Annotated in this window: 15 protein-coding genes; 5 read left to right on the forward strand and 10 right to left on the reverse strand. The window is 63.6% G+C overall.

Annotation, left to right across the window (positions count from 1 at the left end):
- Positions 1-25 precede the first annotated feature (25 nt).
- The 7 genes from gmk to fabD form a co-directional block, all read right to left on the reverse strand.
- On the reverse strand, positions 26-697 hold the full coding sequence (gene gmk, locus C8J33_RS06830) for a guanylate kinase (protein ID WP_132664475.1): 672 nt from the start codon (positions 695-697) through the stop codon (positions 26-28).
- Between the two features lie 2 nt (positions 698-699).
- On the reverse strand, positions 700-1,587 hold the full coding sequence (locus C8J33_RS06835; RefSeq protein ID WP_132663531.1) for a YicC/YloC family endoribonuclease: 888 nt from the start codon (positions 1,585-1,587) through the stop codon (positions 700-702).
- Between the two features lie 172 nt (positions 1,588-1,759).
- Positions 1,760-2,962, reverse strand: a complete 1,203-nt coding sequence (gene mltG, locus C8J33_RS06840; RefSeq protein WP_110799653.1) for an endolytic transglycosylase MltG — start codon at positions 2,960-2,962, stop codon at positions 1,760-1,762.
- A gap of 355 nt (positions 2,963-3,317) precedes the next feature.
- Positions 3,318-4,577, reverse strand: a complete 1,260-nt coding sequence (fabF, locus tag C8J33_RS06845) for a beta-ketoacyl-ACP synthase II (RefSeq protein ID WP_132663532.1) — start codon at positions 4,575-4,577, stop codon at positions 3,318-3,320.
- Positions 4,578-4,830: 253 nt separating this feature from the next.
- Positions 4,831-5,067 (reverse strand): acyl carrier protein, encoded by a 237-nt coding sequence (locus C8J33_RS06850; protein WP_062468856.1) that lies wholly within the window; start codon positions 5,065-5,067, stop codon positions 4,831-4,833.
- Positions 5,068-5,394: 327 nt separating this feature from the next.
- Positions 5,395-6,132: a 3-oxoacyl-[acyl-carrier-protein] reductase gene (gene fabG, locus C8J33_RS06855; RefSeq protein WP_062594962.1), complete on the reverse strand. Its 738-nt coding sequence runs from the start codon at positions 6,130-6,132 to the stop codon at positions 5,395-5,397.
- Between the two features lie 78 nt (positions 6,133-6,210).
- Positions 6,211-7,152, reverse strand: coding sequence for an ACP S-malonyltransferase (fabD, locus tag C8J33_RS06860; RefSeq protein ID WP_132663533.1), 942 nt, complete (start codon positions 7,150-7,152; stop codon positions 6,211-6,213).
- A gap of 242 nt (positions 7,153-7,394) precedes the next feature.
- On the opposite strand from fabD, the gene C8J33_RS06865 reads away from it, so the two are divergent.
- The 5 genes from C8J33_RS06865 to rplI all read left to right on the forward strand — a co-directional run bounded on the left by C8J33_RS06865 (position 7,395) and on the right by rplI (position 11,183).
- Positions 7,395-8,438, forward strand: coding sequence for an aldo/keto reductase (locus C8J33_RS06865; protein WP_110799656.1), 1,044 nt, complete (start codon positions 7,395-7,397; stop codon positions 8,436-8,438).
- Between the two features lie 306 nt (positions 8,439-8,744).
- Positions 8,745-9,185, forward strand: coding sequence for a 30S ribosomal protein S6 (gene rpsF, locus C8J33_RS06870; RefSeq protein WP_092933040.1), 441 nt, complete (start codon positions 8,745-8,747; stop codon positions 9,183-9,185).
- 20 nt (positions 9,186-9,205) lie between these two features.
- On the forward strand, positions 9,206-9,454 hold the full coding sequence (gene rpsR, locus C8J33_RS06875) for a 30S ribosomal protein S18 (protein ID WP_062468866.1): 249 nt from the start codon (positions 9,206-9,208) through the stop codon (positions 9,452-9,454).
- A gap of 151 nt (positions 9,455-9,605) precedes the next feature.
- A complete protein-coding gene (locus C8J33_RS06880) occupies positions 9,606-10,574 on the forward strand; it encodes a DUF2232 domain-containing protein (RefSeq protein ID WP_132663534.1) in 969 nt (322 codons plus the stop codon).
- 33 nt (positions 10,575-10,607) lie between these two features.
- Positions 10,608-11,183, forward strand: a complete 576-nt coding sequence (gene rplI / locus C8J33_RS06885) for a 50S ribosomal protein L9 (protein WP_110726460.1) — start codon at positions 10,608-10,610, stop codon at positions 11,181-11,183.
- 85 nt (positions 11,184-11,268) lie between these two features.
- Here rplI and C8J33_RS06890 read toward each other — a convergent pair whose 3' ends face one another.
- From C8J33_RS06890 to C8J33_RS06900, 3 genes are read right to left on the reverse strand one after another with little or no spacing between them, the layout of a single operon-like run.
- Positions 11,269-12,336, reverse strand: coding sequence for an HlyD family secretion protein (locus C8J33_RS06890; protein WP_132446842.1), 1,068 nt, complete (start codon positions 12,334-12,336; stop codon positions 11,269-11,271).
- Positions 12,337-12,380: 44 nt separating this feature from the next.
- Positions 12,381-13,991 carry an MFS transporter gene (locus C8J33_RS06895; protein WP_132664476.1) on the reverse strand — a complete coding sequence of 537 codons (1,611 nt, stop codon included), beginning with the start codon at positions 13,989-13,991 and terminating at the stop codon, positions 12,381-12,383.
- Between the two features lie 50 nt (positions 13,992-14,041).
- Positions 14,042-14,491, reverse strand: coding sequence for a MarR family winged helix-turn-helix transcriptional regulator (locus tag C8J33_RS06900; RefSeq protein WP_110726462.1), 450 nt, complete (start codon positions 14,489-14,491; stop codon positions 14,042-14,044).
- Positions 14,492-14,629 lie beyond the last annotated feature (138 nt).

The following is a 14,629-nucleotide window of genomic DNA, read 5'->3' on the forward strand; positions in this document are numbered from 1 at the left end:
AATTCCCACGCCTCCGGTAGAGCGTTTAGACGAGCTTCGGCGTTTCCGTCAGCAAGCCCTGCACATATTCGAACAGGCCGGGGCGGCGGTCGCGGCGGAGGCGTTCGGCTTCGACGATGGCGCGGACGGCGGCGAAGGCTGTGTCAAGATCCTCGTTGACGACGATGTAGTCGTATTCCAGCCAGTGCTCGATTTCGGCGCGGGAATTGGCGAGGCGCGTGGCGATGACCTCGTCCGTATCCTCGGCGCGGCGGTGCAGGCGAGACTGAAGCTCTGCCATGGTTGGCGGCAGAATGAAGATCGAGACGACGTCGCCGGACATCTTGTCCTGAAGCTGCTGGGCGCCCTGCCAGTCGATGTCGAACAGCATGTCGCGGCCTTCCGACATCGCTTCTTCCACCGCATCGCGCGGCGTGCCGTAGAAGTTGCCGTGCACTTCGGCCCATTCCAGCAGGGCTTCCGTCTGGCGCAGGCCCTCGAACTCGCGGATCGACTTGAAGTGATAGTGAAGACCGTCGATCTCGCTCGGGCGGCGCTTGCGCGTGGTGACGCTGACGGAGATGCTCATCTCCGGATCGGCCTCCAGCAGGTTGCGGGCGATGGTGGACTTACCGGCGCCGGACGGCGAGGAGATGACAAGCATCAGGCCCCGGCGCGCAATCGTTGAAACCTTCGTGGGTGTTTCGGCGGGTCTCATCATTACTCCAGATTCTGGACCTGTTCGCGGAACTGGTCGATGACGACCTTGAGGTCGACGCCTGCGGCCGTGACGGCGGCGGAGGTGGACTTCGAACAGATCGTATTGGTTTCCCGGTTAAATTCCTGGCAAAGAAAGTCGAGTTTGCGTCCGATGGGGCCGCCTTTCGACAGAAGCGCGCGGGCGGCCATGATATGCGCCCGCAGCCGATCGAGCTCTTCGCGGACATCGGCCTTGGCCGCCAGCAGCGCCGTTTCCGCATACAGGCGGTCGCGGTCGAGCTTGGCGGCATGGCTTGTCAGCCAGTCGATCTGCTGGACGAGCCTTGCGGCGATGGCCGAGGGGGTCCGCGACGGATCGGCCTCGATCGCGCTCAGCAGCGTCTCCATCTCGCCGATCTCCAGCAGGAGCACCTGTTCGAGCGCCGTGCCTTCGCTTTCGCGCATTGCGGCGAGATCGGCGAGTGCGAGGTCGAGCCCCGCGAGGACGGCCGTTTCCCGCGCCGTCTTGTCGGCCTCGCTCTCTTCCGGCTCCTTGAAGTCGATGACGCCGCGGATGGCAAGCAGCGTGTCGAGCTTCAGCGGCGCGGGGTCGATCACATCGCGCAATTGCTCGCGCAGCGACAGGACGGAGGCGAGCGCCGTCTGGTTGATGGTCGTTTGGATCTGCGTTTCCCCGGCATTGAGGCTGAGGCCGACCTGCATGTTGCCGCGCGAGAAGCGAGCGGCGATCCGTCGCCGGATATCGGCATCGAGCGCTTCGAGCCCACCGGGCAGGCGCAGCTTCACGTCGAGACCCTTGCCGTTGACCGAGCGAAGCTCCCAGGCCCAGCGGCTGCGGCCGGACGTACCCTCGCGGCGGGCAAATCCCGTCATGGACTGCAAGGGCATGGGGGGACTCCTTGGGGAATACGCCTCGGGGACAAGCGAGCTTTCTGTTTAAGGCCGCAACGTCTGCGCCCGCAAGGCCTATTGCGAAAGCGAGCCCGACCCCGGCGCGTCATCCACAAGGTGACGTCCCGGGGCCGGGTTAAAGGTAAGGCTTGGAAGGCCAAGCGAAGACTCAGTTCTGGACAGGCGCCTCTGCGGCGTCTGCGGGCGGAGCCGCAGCGCCGGCCGCCTTGGCGGCGCTGGCCTTCTCCGCTTCCAGCTTGCGCCAGCGGCGGACATTGGCGTTGTGATCGTCGAGCGTGGTCGCAAAGACGTGGCCGCCCGTGCCGTCCGCGACGAAGTAGAGATCGGCGGTGCGCGAGGGATTGGCGACGGCCTCCAGCGCTGCCCGACCGGGATTGGCGATCGGCGTCGGGGGCAGACCCTTGATGACGTAGGTGTTGTAAGGCGTCTTCTTTTCGAGATCGGAGCGCAGGATCGGGCGGTCCGCCGGTTTCCCCTCGCCGCCGAAGATGCCGTAGATGATCGTCGGGTCGGACTGCAGCCGCATGCCCTTGTCGAGGCGGTTGAGGAAGACCGAGGCGACGCGCGAGCGCTCGTCGGCGATGCCGGTTTCCTTCTCCACGATCGAGGCGAGCGTGACGAACTCCTCCCGTGTCTTGATCGGCAGCTTCTCGTCGCGCTTCGCCCAGATCTGGTCGACGATGGTCTTCTGTGCGGCCGTCGCCTGAGCGACGATCTCGGCGCGCTTGGTGCCGCGCGAGAACTTGTAGGTATCCGGCCTCAACGTGCCCTCGGCCGGAAGGTTTGCCGGCAGGTCGCCCTCGAGGATCGGATCGTCCTGCAGCTTGCGGAACATCTGTTTCACGGTCAGGCCTTCGGGAAGGGACGCCGAATAGAGGATCGACTTGCCCGATTTCAGAAGCTCCATGATCTCCTGCATCGAGGCACCCGCCTTGATCTCGTACTCGCCCGCCTTCAGGGTCTCGTCATCCAGATAGGCTTCCGACATGAAGCGGAAGACGCGTCCGTCGGAGACGATCTGGTTGCGCTCAAGGCTTGAGGCGATCTCAGCGATCCCGGCGCCGTTGCGCACGATGAAATTGCTGTTGGCGACAAGCGGTCCCCGTGCCTCGTAGGAGGTCATGGCGTAATAGGCCGTGCCGGCTGCCGCCAACGTCAGCACGACGATGACCGTCATCAGGAAGTTGAGGAAGATGACCACCTGGCTGCGCGCCTTGCGCGAGCGCTTGGGGGGCTGCGGAACCTTTTCCGGTCGCAGAGCCTCAATCGGCGATTTCGGAATGATCGGCCCCTTGGTGCCGCCCTCGTTCCGGCCGCTCGGAGCCGTGCTGTTTTCTTGTCCGTCGTTCACGCCTGTCCTGCATCCGGAGTTCGCAATCCTGCACGCCCCGCTTCCCGATGCGAACTCCGGAAGAGGTTCGGGACAGCGAAAAAACGATCGAGACAGGCCGCCAGCCTGACGGGGCCGCCGTGCGCGAGCGTGGCCACCCCTAGCATGTCTCCCGCCAAAAGACGACACCGACCTGCGGTGCTCTATTCTGGTGACCTGCCGCATTCGACCGAGCCCTTGAAGATGGCCGGTCGCGGTGGATCAGGGAGCTGTTTTGAGACGAGCAATGCGGCGAAAAACAGGACCGGATCGTGGGCACCGGACAATATCGTCCGGTGCCCACGATCTGTTTGCGATCACGTCTGCGCGAGGAGCCTCAGGCGTAACGCTGGATGACCAGCGTGGCATTGGTGCCGCCGAAGCCGAAGGAGTTCGACAGCGCGACATCGATGGTCTTCTTGCGCGCCGTATGCGGCACGAGATCGATGGCCGTCTCGACAGAGGGGTTGTCGAGATTGAGCGTCGGCGGTGCGATATTGTCGCGAATGGCGAGCGCGCAGAAGATCGCCTCGACGGAGCCGGCAGCCCCCAGCAGGTGCCCGATCGCCGACTTGGTCGAGGACATGGCGATGCCGGATGCACTGTCGCCGACGACCCGCTCGACGGCGCCAAGCTCGATCGTGTCGGCCATGGTCGAAGTGCCGTGGGCGTTGATGTAGTCGATATCGGAGGGCTGCAGGCCCGCGCGTTTCAGCGCCATCTTCATGCAGCGATAGGCCCCGTCGCCGTCCTCGGACGGTGCCGTGATGTGGAAGGCGTCGCCCGAGAGACCGTAGCCGACGATCTCGGCATAGATCTTCGCGCCGCGCGCCTTGGCGTGCTCAAGTTCTTCGAGAACGACGATGCCGGCGCCCTCGCCCATGACAAAGCCGTCACGGTCCTTGTCATAGGGGCGCGAGGCCTTGGTCGGATCGTCGTTGTGCTGGGTCGAGAGCGCCTTGCAGGCGGCGAAGCCGGCAAGCGCGATGCGGGAGATCGGAGATTCCGTGCCGCCGGCCACCATGACGTCGGCATCGCCGAGCGCGATCAGCCGGGAGGCGTCGCCGATGGCGTGCGCGCCGGTCGAACAGGCGGTCACAACGGAGTGATTGGGGCCGCGCAGCTTGTGGCGAATCGACACCTGGCCCGAGGCGAGGTTGATCAGGCGACCGGGAATGAAGAAAGGGGAAACGCGGCGGGGGCCCTTGTCGCGCAGCGTATAGCCGCCCTCGACGATGCCTTCGAGACCGCCGATGCCGGACCCGATCATCACGCCCGTGGCGATCTGGTCGTTGTCGGTCTTGGGGTGCCAGCCCGCGTCGTCCAGCGCCATATCGGCCGCAGCCATGGCATAGATGATGAAGGGATCGACCTTGCGCTGTTCCTTCGGTTCCATCCAGTCATCGGCATTGAACGTGCCGTTGGAACCATCGCCGAAGGGAATGCGGCAGGCGATCTTGGCGGGGAGATCCGAAACGTCGAACTCGGTGACGGTGCGGGCGGCGTTGTCGCCGGCGATCAGTCTCGCCCAGCTGGCTTCCGTTCCGCAACCCAGCGGCGATACCATGCCGGTACCGGTGATAACGACACGTCTCATGAACCGCGATCCATCCTCGTAAGGTCTCGATATGCTCCGGCGCGAATGGTCGCTACCGGCCGACGGAGCCGGTCCCGCGGCGGGACCTCGTCGCGTCTGCCCCGATGGCTGCAGCCACATCTGGGCCGCCCGAGGGCTCTTCCAGGTCCGGATGAACAGACCGGTCTCCTGGCAGGACCAGAACCGGCGTCACCTCGGGTGAGCGGGCGGGCTGCTTTCGCGCCCGCCGCACCCGTTCGTTCAGGCTAGGCGATTAAGCCTGGGCCTTCTCGATGAACTTGACGGCATCGCCGACGGTCAGGATCGAATCGGCAGCGTCGTCCGGAATTTCAACGCCGAATTCTTCTTCGAAGGCCATGACCAGTTCGACCGTGTCGAGCGAGTCCGCGCCGAGATCGTCGATGAAGCTTGCGCCTTCAGTTACCTTTTCGGCATCGACGCCAAGATGATCAATGACAATTTTCTTTACGCGTTCTGCGATGTCGCTCATGTCGGATTCCTCGACCTTCGTTTTCTCTTTATCAGGGGCGCCCGAAAGCGTTCCCTTGCCAAAGCCTGTTAAACCACTGCGGTTCAACCGGCAATCCTTCAAACCGGGAGAGCCCGGACGGGCTCCAACGAGCCGGCATCCGCGTCTTCTCCGTGATTCGTTCGGACCGTCCGGCGAAGGGCGAAAGCCCCGCGCCGTCCAGACCACTACGGCCCGATTAACACGGTTTAACGGCCGCGCAAAGTCCGAATTTGGGACGCCAATCCTTGCTCAACAAGCATTTACGGGCAATTTCGTCACCCGCGATCGGCCCTTCCCGCACCCGACTCAGATCATCGCCATGCCGCCATTGACGTGGATCGTCTGGCCGGTGACGTAAGCGGCCTCGTTGGACGCGAGATAGGCGACGGCGCTCGCCACCTCGGCACCGGTGCCCATGCGCTTCATCGGGATGGCCCCCATGATGGCGTCCTTCTGCTTGTCGTTCAGCTTGCCGGTCATCGCGCTTTCGATGAAGCCCGGGGCGACACAGTTGACCGTCACGTTGCGGGTCGCGATTTCCTGGGCGAGCGACTTGGAAAAGCCGATCATGCCAGCCTTGGCGGCGCAATAGTTCGCCTGTCCCGGATTGCCGGTGACGCCGACGATGGAGGTGATGTTGATGATGCGACCATGGCGGCGGCGCATCATCGGGTGGGTCAGCTCGCGGGTCAGGCGGAACACGGCGGTCAGGTTGACCTCCAGCACGGCATCCCAATCGGCATCGCTCATGCGGACGAACAGGCCGTCCTTGGTGATGCCTGCATTGTTGACGAGAATGTCGACGCCGCCGAGTTCGCTCTCGGCCTTTTCGCCGAGCGCCTTCACGGCGTCGCGGTCCGACAGGTTGGCCGGGAACAGGTGCACGCGCTCGCCGAGCGCATTGCCGAGTTCCTCCAGCTTTTCGACGCGGGTACCGTGCAGACCGACGGTCGCGCCCTGCGCATGCAGGATACGGGCAATCTCTTCGCCGATGCCGCCGGAGGCGCCGGTCACCAGGGCTTTACGGCCTGTCAGGTCGAGCATGATCATCTTCCTTTATCTTCGGTTCCCACGGCGGCGTCTCAGCCGACGTCGGGATCACCTGCCCGCAACCGCGAGCGTTCAGAGCACAGCCGCGAGAACGGCCTCGATATCGGCCGGCGAATTGACCGCAAGCCCCGTGACGGATTTGTCGATGCGGCGTGCGAGCCCGGTCAGGACCTTGCCGGAACCAACCTCGTAGAGGGTCGTCACACGATTTGCGCCGAACCATTCCACGGTTTCGCGCCAGCGTACCTGTCCCGTCACCTGCTCAACCAGGAGATCGACGATCTCGTCGGACGAGGTGACCGGAGCGGCACGCACGTTGGCGATGAGCGGCACCACGGGATCGCGGCGCTCGACCTTCGCCAGCGCCTCGCGCATCGCATCGGCTGCCGGCGCCATCAGCGCCGAATGGAACGGAGCGGACACAGGCAGGATGATGGCGCGCTTCGCACCGTTCTCGCTTGCCTGCTTGGCGGCCTTTTCCACGGCTTGCCTGTCGCCTGAAATCACGATTTGCCCGCCGCCATTGTCGTTGGCGATCTGGCACGGGCCGATCTCCGACATCTCGGCACAGAGTGCCTGGACGGCGTCATGATCGAGCCCGATGATTGCCGCCATCGCGCCCTTGCCCACGGGCACGGCCGCCTGCATGGCATTGCCGCGAATCCGCAGGAGGCGGGCGGTATCGCCCAGCGAGAAGGTGCCGGCGGCGCAGAGGGCCGAATATTCGCCGAGCGAGTGGCCGGCCACGAAATCCACATGCTTTGCGAGATCGAGCCCGCGCGCTTCCAGAACCCGGATCGCCGCGACCGAGACGGCCATCAGTGCCGGCTGTGCATTCGCCGTCAGCGTCAGCTGATCCTCCGGCCCGTTCCACATCACACCGGACAGTTTTTCGCCCAGCGCATCGTCCACCTCGGCAAAAACCGCAGATGCTTCGGGAAAAGCCTCTGCCAGATCCCGCCCCATGCCAACCGCCTGGCTGCCCTGCCCCGGAAACGTAAACGCGATCGCCATGAGGAACCTCCTGAATTTTTGGCTTCTCCATTCACATTAAGGCTCTGGAAGTCAAGCAGCGAGGGGAAATGGCATTGGTGAAGCACGACGTCGTGAAGGCATCGCAAGGCATCGACGGGGTCTTCCGAAGCGCTTGACCTTGCCTCCCTGCCGATTATGTTGCGTCGCAGCAGGGGCGCCAGCCTCTTTCGTGGATCACAAGGGGCCGGGTCTCCGGTCGCGTTCGACAAGGTCATTCCTTCATGCAGTACAAACAACTCGGCCGCACCGGCATCGAGGTCTCCACCATTTGCCTGGGGACTATGACGTGGGGATCGCAGAACACGCAGGACGAGGCTTTCGCCCAGCTCGACGCCTCGGTCGAGGCCGGGGTGAACTTTATCGACACGGCGGAGCTTTATCCGACGACGCCACTGTCGGAAGAGACCTATGGCGGGACCGAGCGGATCATCGGGAACTGGATGGCGGAGCGTGGCAACCGTGACCGGATCGTGCTCGCGACGAAGATCGCCGGGTCGGGCCGCAACTACATTCGCGGCGGCGGGCCGATGACGGCGGACAGCATCGCGACGGCGCTCGACGCCAGCCTGCAGCGGCTGCAGACGGACCATGTCGATCTCTACCAGCTGCACTGGCCGAACCGCGGACATTATCACTTCCGCAATTCTTGGAGCTACGATCCGAGCAAGCAGGACACCGACAAGGTGGTCGAGGATCTCGGCGCGCTGCTGCATGCGCTGGATGCACAGGTGAAGGCGGGCAAGATCCGGGCGATTGGCGTCTCCAACGATACGGTCTGGGGCACGCAGAAGCTGCTCGATCTCGCCGAGCGCCACGGGCTGACACGCGTCGCTTCCGTCCAGAACGAGTACAATCTTCTCTATCGCCCGCATGATCTCGACTTTGCCGAGCTGTCGCATCACGAATCGGTCGGGCTTCTTGCCTACTCCCCGCTTGCTGCCGGCCTCCTATCGGGCAAATATATCGGTGGATCGCGGCCTGATGGCAGCCGCCTGTCGATCAATGGCGATCTCGGCGGTCGCTTCACACCGCATCAGGAGCCGGCCGTCGAGGCCTATGTGGCGCTCGCCCGCGACCACGGCATCGACCCCTCGCAGCTGGCGCTCGCCTTCGTGCTCGCGCGCCCCTTCACGACCTCCGCCATCATCGGCGCGACGACGATGGAGCAGTTGGAGATCAATCTCGGCGCCGCCGATCTCGTGCTGACACCGGAACTGGTCAACGGCATTCGCCGGATCCACCGCCTCTACCCGATGCCGATCTGATCGGCATCCTGCGCCCACATTAACAGCGCGCTCTCGATACGTGGATTCTCCGGTCTTGCAATTCCGGAGAATCCACGTATAAGCCGCCGTGTTCGAAACACCCGGTTATCTGGCTGGTGGCTGAACGGAGGGCCGGCGCTCTTGTAGTGCCTGTCGGGATCCTGAAGGGATCCAGCCTCCCGTGTCTCCGCTCTCGACCGTCTCGAAACAACACTTTCTTGCCGGCGCTCGCGCGTCTTTAAGAACAGTCGTTGAGGCTTAGCGCCGTTGCCGGGTGACGTTAAACGCAAGAAAGGTAAGCCAATCATGGCTCTCTATGAACATGTGTTCCTGGCCCGCCAGGACGTGTCCGCACAGCAGGTCGAAGCCCTCGTCGAACAGTACAAGGGTGTGATCGAAGCCAATGGCGGCAAGGTCGGCCGGGTGGAAAACTGGGGCCTCAAGTCCCTCACCTACCGTATCGCCAAGAACCGCAAGGCTCACTACGTCCTCATGGACATCGATGCTCCGGCACCGGCCGTCCACGAAGTCGAGCGCCAGATGCGCATCAACGAAGACGTTCTTCGCTACATGACCATCGCAGTCGAAAAGCATGAAGACGGCCCGTCCGCCATGATGCAGAAGCGCGACCGCGACGACCGTCCGCGCCGTGACGGCGACCGTCCGGACCGTGGCTTCGGCGACCGTCCGCGCCGCGATGGCGACCGTGAAGACCGTCCGCGCCGTCCGCGCGAAGACCGCGTTTAAGATCGAAGGGATTATAGACAATGGCTGACATCTCCTCCGCTCCGGCACGCCGCCCCTTCCATCGCCGCCGCAAGACCTGCCCCTTCTCGGGCGCAAACGCTCCGCGGATCGACTACAAGGACGTACGCCTCCTGCAGCGCTACATTTCCGAGCGCGGCAAGATCGTCCCTTCGCGTATCACCGCCGTTTCCCAGAAGAAGCAGCGCGAACTGGCCCAGGCCATCAAGCGCGCCCGCTTCCTCGGCCTCCTGCCCTACGTTCTTTCGTAAGTCAGGCTTTCATTGACGAAAGCGGCCGATCCCGGATCGGCCGCTTTCTCCCTTCCGCGATGGGCGCGGATCGGACCTGAGCGCTTTAAGCGCCAAAACCCATGTTGGGGACATCTCGTCCTCTAACTGCCGAAGAGCAGGACAGCGACACGTGACAGCCATCAACAGGACATCGTTGCTCACCGGCATTCTGGCCGGCGTTACCGCCGCGTTCCTGTCGTTCGGCGCAACCACGCCCTCCTCGCTCGCCATCGTTCTCTATGCCGCCTCCGCGCTGCCGATCCTGATTGCCGGGCTCGGTTGGGGCAATGCGGCTGCCATCGTCGCCGTCGTCGTTGCGGGTTTTCTTGCGGCCATTGCCGTCTCTCCCTATTTCGCGCTGCTCATTCTCGTCGTCACGCTCATTCCCGCCGCATGGCTGTCGCATCTGGCAAACCTTGCGCGGCCGGCAAGCGAGATTGGCGGCCCCGACGACGCCATGGCGTGGTATCCGCTCTCCGATATCCTCACCCATCTTGCCGGGCTCGTTGCCGGGGGCATGCTGATCATCGGCGTGGTGCTTGGCTACAGCACGGAAACCGCGGCCGGCATGGTCGATATGGTCATCGAAGCGCTGAAGAGCCAGGAACCGACCTACAATCCGGATCCCGCCGCTCTCGCGCAGATCAAGGCGGTGTTCAGCGTCGCGCTGCCGATGGTTCAGGGTGCGCTCTGGGTGCTGATGTTGTTTGCGGCCTATTACACGGCAACGCGCATCGTACAGATGTCCGGTCGCAGCCTGCGTCCCCGCGAGGATATTCCCTCGACGTTGCGGATGCATCGCTTCGCCATCTTCGCCTTTCTCGGCGGGCTGGTACTGACCTTTGCCGGTGGTGCGGTGGGTGCCGTGGGTGCTCTCGTCTGCGGCACGTTCGGCGCCGGCTTCCTGCTCTCCGGCTTCGCCGTCTTCCACTTCCGCACCCGCGGCAAGTCCTGGCGGCTACCGGTGCTGTGGCTCGGCTACCTCTCCGTGCTGCTCTTCACCATTCCCGCCTTCTTCTTCCTCCTGTCGGGCCTCATGGATACACGCCGAGCGATCGCGCTGTCTCCGGGAAAGCCGACGGGAAAGACGCCTGAATAAACTCCAGACACAGACACCTGAAAGGACAAAACCATGGATGTCATTCTTCTCGAACGCGTAGCAAAGCTCGGCCAGATGGGCGAAACGGTCAAGGTCAAGGACGGCTTTGCCCGTAACTACCTGCTGCCGCTCGGCAAGGCGCTGCGCGCCAATGCCGGTAACAAGGCCCGTTTCGAAAGCGAGCGCGCAACGCTCGAAGCCCGCAACCTCGAGCGCAAGTCGGAAGCCCAGGCGGTTGCCGAACAGCTCGACGGCAAGAGCTTCAACGTCGTTCGCTCCGCCGGCGAAACCGGCCAGCTCTACGGTTCGGTCGCGGCTCGCGACGTTGCCGAAGTGGTTGCTGCCGAAGGCTTCAACGTCGGCCGTAACCAGGTCGACCTGAACAACCCGATCAAGTCGATCGGCCTGCACCCGGTCAAGATCCACCTGCATGCCGAAGTCGAGATCACGGTCACGATGAACGTTGCCCGTTCGGCCGATGAAGCCGAGCGTCAGGCCAAGGGTGAAAACCTCAACTCCGCCGATGCCATCTACGGCGTCGACGAAGATGCCCTGCGTCCGGAAGACTTCTTCAACCCGGAAGCCGAATTCGACAACGACGAAGAATAAGCCTTCGCGAATCGATCATGACAAAGGCCCCGGAGCGTTTGCCGCTCCGGGGCCTTTGTCGTTTCAGCCATGCCGTCTCATGCCCTCATTCAGCGTCTGCGATCTTCGCGTCGGGATCGAGCGACTTGTCGATGCGCACCACGACCGACAGGCCGGGGGCGAGCCGTTCGGCCGCCGCCTGGCCCGGGTCGATGGAAATGCGGACACCGACGCGCTGGGCGATCTTGGTGAAGTTGCCCGTGGCGTTGTCGGGACGGATGACGCTGAACTCGGAACCGGCAGCCGGCGAGAAGCGCTGCACATGGCCGGTCAGCCTCTGGTGCTCCAGCGCATCGACCGAGAAGGTGACGGGCTGGCCGACCTTCATACCGTCCAGCTGGGTTTCCTTGTAGTTGGCGACCACCCAAAGCTCGCTCGGCACCACCGACATCAGCTGGGTTCCGGCCGTCACATATTGTCCGAGACGAACGCCGACTTCGCCGAGATGCCCGTCGCGGGGCGCACGGATAGCGGTATTGGCAAGGTCGATCTCCGCAAGCTCGACGGACGCTTCGGCGCCCGCCACGGCAGCCTGCAGCGAACCGCGGTTGACGATGATGGTGGCAAGCGCCTGGCGGTTGACCTCGACGGCGGCCTCGGCCTGCGCTTCCGCCGCTTTCGCCTGCTCGAATGTCGCCTGCGCCGACTCGACCTCGCTGGTGGAGGCAACGCTGCGCGCCGCCAGCTGGTTCACGCGCTCGGAGGCCAGCTCCGCCCTGCGAAGGGCGGCTTTCGCCCCGAGAACCTGCGCATCGCTGGAGGCGATGCTGGCCTTGGCGGAGGCTTCCTGCTGGCGCGAATTGTCGAGCGCCGCCTTCTGTCCGGCAAGCGTCGCGCGAGCTTGCGCCACCTTCTGCTGGTAGATGCGATCGTCGATGCGGGCGAGCACGTCGCCCTCCTTCACCGCCTGATAATCGCGAACGGGAACCTCCACCACATAGCCCGCGACCTGCGGGCTCATGATGGTGACGTAGCCTTTGACATAGGCGTTATCGGTGGTTTCCACCGAGGTCACGAAGGGCGGCAACCGCCAGGCATAGAGCACCAGCAGGACGCCGATGACGCCGGCGAGGAGGACGAGGATGGTAACGGGAGAGCGGGTGAGCTTGGACATGGCGGACTCTGTTTAAAGGCGGCTTCAATGAAAGGATGTTGAAATCAGGCCGGGACGGCTGCCGGGTCGGAAGACGCGACCAGACGGCGCCAGATCAGGTGACCAATGAGGATGGCCAGCGAGATCGCGCAGCCGATGAAAATGACGAAGAAAGCATCGTTATAGGCGAGCACATAGGCCTCGCGGCTGACCTGTTGCGTCAGGAGTTGCAGCCCCTCGGCATTCAGAAGCGTCTTGTCGGTGATGACCTTGCCGTAAGAGCCGGCCAGCTGCGTCACGCGGTTGGCGACCAGCGGGTCCGACAGCATGATCTGCTCGGCCAGAAGGTTGGAGTGGAATTTCTCGCGAATGGTGACGAAGGTGCCGAGCGCGGCGGATGCCATCAAGCTGCCGAGGCTCTGGGTGAACAGGAAGATCACGATGAAATTGACGACGTAGATGGGTCCCTTGGCGAGTGCTGCGCCGAAGCCCGTCGTCATCACCGGTGGCAGGAACATCGCGGCGCCTGCCGCCACCAGAGCTTGACTCAGATACATCTGCTCTGGCCGGGTCAGGTTGGTCGACTGGCTGTCGAGCCAGGCACCGGCGCCGATGAGAAGAAGCGCGATGACATGGGCAAGATCGAGCTGTTTCTTCACCATGAGGAAGGTGCAAAACAGCCCCGCTGCGACCGAGGCCGCGAGCACGATCGCATAGAGCAGCGTCGTCTGGTCGTTCAGCAGGCCGATCTGTTGGTAGAAGCCAGAGACCGTCGCCGTCTGCTCGGAGGAAACGGTGCGGAACAGGATGAGGACACCGGCCATGTGGATGTTCGACCAGGAGAAGATCCAGCGCAGGTCGAGCATCGGCTGTGACCGGTTGATCTCGATGGCGACGAAGACCGAGAGCAGGCCGATGGCGCAGGCCAGAAGCACGCCGAGCCAAGGCGCCTCGAACCACCAGTAGAAGCGCCCGAGCGACAGGAGGATGGCGAGACAGCCGAAGCCGCCCGCGAGGATGAAATAGCTGAAGATATCGAGCGTTTGGATGACTTTCGCACGGGGCGGGGCTGTGACCGGCAACAGGTAGATGAAGGGCAGCGCGATCAGCGCCAGCGCCACCTCGAACGTATAGAGCGCACGCCAGCCGCCATACTCCATCAGCGCCGGCGAGATGATGCGCGCGAGGGGCGCCGACAGCAGCGTGTTCATGACCGCGAGGCTGAGGCCCATGGACAGTTTCTTCGCCGGCGGAAACGCCTCCAGCATGTAGAGAATGCCGATGGTCGAAAGCGGCGCGGCCGCGACGCCGTTGACGAAGCGGATGATCAACGCGGAATGCAGGTCGGACACGAAGAGATTGGCGAAGGCGGCAAAGACGAAGCAGAGGATGCCGAGTTCGGCAAAGCGACGCAGGCCGTATTGCGTGCGGATCTTGAAGAGCGCCACCGACAGGCTGGCATAGGGCGCCATATAGGCTGCCGACAGCCAGGCAAGCTCGTTGACGGTCGCCGAGAAAGCGCCCTGCAGCTGGTAGAGATTGGCGTTCAAGAGGTTCATGCCGAGGCCCTGCGTCAGGAACATCAGCACGGATGTGAACATGTAGAGCGAGGCACGGCCGCGCGAGATATGCACGGCCGGCTGCGGCACGGTTGCCGGCAGTGTGAGCGCTGGCATCTCGGGCTCGGAGGCCGGCCGGTTCTCTATCGAGGGCGTGATGGCGCTGGTCACGAGACGCTCTCCCGCCCGATCAGGATCATGTTGTCCGCCATCGCCGTCATTACCGCGAGCGCGGTCTCCTTGTCCTGAAGACTGACGCCGGAGAGGAGGTCTGCGCGGATGCCGCAGGCGATGACCTCGATCTCCTCAGCCAGCGCCCGCCCCATCGGCGTCATGTGGATCTGCTTGGCGCGCCGGTCGGACTTTTCCACCCGGCGCTCGATGAAGCCCTGCGCCTCCATGCCGTCCAGAAGCCGCACGATCGTGGGCGTCTCGATCGCCAGCTCTTCGGCAAGCTCGCGCTGGTTCAGTCCGTCGCGACGCGACAGTGCGAACAGCGCGCGCGCACGCGACAGCGTCAGTCCACGTTCCTTGACCTTGGCATCGAAGACGGCGCGCAGCTTCCGGTTCACGGATTGCAGGGCATCGAACAAAGCGCGATTTGCGAGATCGGTCAACTGCTACTCTTTCCATAATAGTAGTGTACTAACTATGTGTGGTCGAAGTAATACAGAGCGTCGGCTATTTCAAGCCGTCATCGGGCTGTCCACCGCATTTCATGCGGCGGTCGTTTGGCGTATCCTGCCGAAACGATT

Source organism: Rhizobium sp. PP-CC-3G-465, assembly GCF_004343445.1.
Lineage (GTDB): Bacteria > Pseudomonadota > Alphaproteobacteria > Rhizobiales > Rhizobiaceae > Ferranicluibacter > Ferranicluibacter rubi.